This is a genomic window from Hymenobacter sp. IS2118, from assembly GCF_000715495.1.
In the GTDB taxonomy this organism is placed as follows: domain Bacteria; phylum Bacteroidota; class Bacteroidia; order Cytophagales; family Hymenobacteraceae; genus Hymenobacter.
This window is the reverse complement of record NZ_JNLX01000118.1, coordinates 1-1958: the sequence shown is the minus strand read 5'-3', so window position 1 is coordinate 1958 and position 1958 is coordinate 1. Positions and strand designations below refer to the sequence as shown.

Below are 1958 nucleotides of genomic sequence, written 5' to 3'. Positions count from 1 at the left end.
ACTGATGTTACGCAGCCATTTTGGTTAACGCGTAGTGCATGGCTTTGAGTCCGCGCAAATAAAGTTGGGCTTTGAGGCGAAAATGACCAATGCCTAATTGTCGGGTTATCTTCTCTAACTTGATGTAGGCCAGGATGGAAGAAAAGAAATGATTGGCCTGCGTATCGATGGTTTTCGTAGGCGACTTGCCCATCGACGTGTTTTGCTTGAGCGATTTGTGGTACTCCTCGATTTTCCACCTTTTCTGGTAGATTACCGTCACTTGTTCCCCGGTCAAATTCGTATCGCTGCTCACCAGATATAACACGCCCTGCGAACCGTCCTTATTTGTAAAGACTTGCCGGACCACGAGCACCGCCTCCACGACGCTCCGTAGCCAGACGCGCAAGGGCTGCCCATCCGGGAAAGCCAGCGTATCAAGGGCCTGGAATTCCCCATTGCCGCGCCCCACTTCGCTCAGGGCCACGGTGCGCGAGGTGGGCAGGGCAAAAATAAAGTCGTGGCCCAACGCGCGCACCTGGTTCATGTTCTCAGCCGAGGCATACCAGCTGTCGGCCAGCAGGTAGCCGTAGGCCACTTGCTCTTGGGCCACGCGCAACATGGCGCGGAGCATCTCGTTTTTCGTCAGCGGGCTTTTCTGACTCACTTTCTGGGTTTTAGGGTCGGTTACGGCCTGCGTTTTCTCCACCAGCTCCACGGCAATCGGCACGGCGAGCGAACCGGCCACATAGAGCAGGCTCACGAAATTGAGCCCCTTCACGTACCGCCCCAGGCTATGGTCGTAATGGGTACAGAGCAGGGCATTGGCATCGGTGTGGGCCTTCTCCAAAATAGAATCATCGACGATAAGAACAGCAAAATCGGCTGCTTCCAACGTCCGCTCGGTTTGCCGAATCAGCGGTTTGGCATGGCCCCAGACCTGGCGTGAATCCAAGTGTACGCTGCTGAGCCAGCGCGTCACCTGGTCGTGACTAAGCTGCCCATCGAACAGGCGTGAGAGGCCCGTAGCCGAAGTTTGGCCCGTCGAGCTGATGAGATAATCCGTGTACAAATCCAGGGTGCAGGCCATCGAAAACGGTAGTTAGAACGGAAAAATACTGCGTAACATCAGTTAGTTACAGAATCAACGAAGCAATAACAACGAGCAACCAGTAACTAATGAATCCGGTCGTCGCGAACGGGCAGATTCGTCACAATTTCGCCTTCAATTAATAGCAATTCCTGCAATCTTTCTTCGGCGGTGGTCTAATCTAAGGTGAAATGATTAATTTTAGGGATGGTTTTTACGCAACATTTCTGCGCTGCTTGCGGCAGTGAACATATTCGCCGTAACGGCAGCGCTGGGGGCCATGCCAAATACCAGTGCAAAGGCTGCGGGCATCAAGCCCGTTTTACCCCCGCCGCCGTGGCCAAAGCGCTGCAGTATGCGCAGGTGGACGAGTTGCTGGGCGAGCGCAACTCGCAGCGCAGCATTGCCCGCGTGACGGGTATCTCGCGGGTGACGATTGCCAGCCGGATAAAAAAAAGCGCAAGCGGCTTCGCCGGCGCTCCCGCGCTTGCGCCCCAAAAAGGACCAGAAAAAGGAGTGGGAAGCGCTGGAGCTGGATGAAATGTGGACCTTCGTGGGCCGCAAGAAGCGCAAAGTCTGGCTGTGGTTGGCCGTCGAACGGGCCAGCCGGCGCATCGTGGCCTGGGTGCTGGGCCGACGGGACGCGGCCACGGCCCGGCGCTTGTGGTTGGCTCTGCCTCCGCGCTACCACCGCCATTGCTGGTATTTTACCGACCTGTGGGAGGCCTACGTGGAGGTGTTGCCCCGCTGGCACCATCGCCGCTGCCCCAAGGGCAGCGGCGGAACAAGTATTGTCGAAGCCATCAACTGTTCGCTACGCCAGCGCTGTGGGGTGCTCGTGCGAAAATCTTGTTCCTTCAGCAAGTCGCTGAGTATGCACACCGCCCGG

3 protein-coding genes are annotated in these 1958 nt (G+C 56.7%); 2 read left to right on the top strand and 1 reads right to left on the bottom strand.

All coding sequences use genetic code 11. The annotated features are described in order from the left end of the window. Positions 1 to 7: 7 nt before the first annotated feature. On the bottom strand, positions 8 to 1069 hold the full coding sequence (locus GM79_RS10075) for a transposase (protein ID WP_035562095.1): 1062 nt from the start codon (positions 1067 to 1069) through the stop codon (positions 8 to 10). 336 nt (positions 1070 to 1405) lie between these two features. Between GM79_RS10075 and GM79_RS24865 the strand changes: the two genes are divergently transcribed. Both GM79_RS24865 and GM79_RS10065 read left to right on the top strand, forming a co-directional pair. Next, on the top strand, positions 1406 to 1609 hold the full coding sequence (locus tag GM79_RS24865) for a hypothetical protein (RefSeq protein ID WP_152559931.1): 204 nt from the start codon (positions 1406 to 1408) through the stop codon (positions 1607 to 1609). Beyond that, the coding region (locus GM79_RS10065) for an IS1 family transposase (RefSeq protein ID WP_152559932.1) at positions 1557 to 1958 on the top strand (402 nt) is incomplete at its 3' end. The genes GM79_RS24865 and GM79_RS10065, both read left to right, overlap by 53 nt.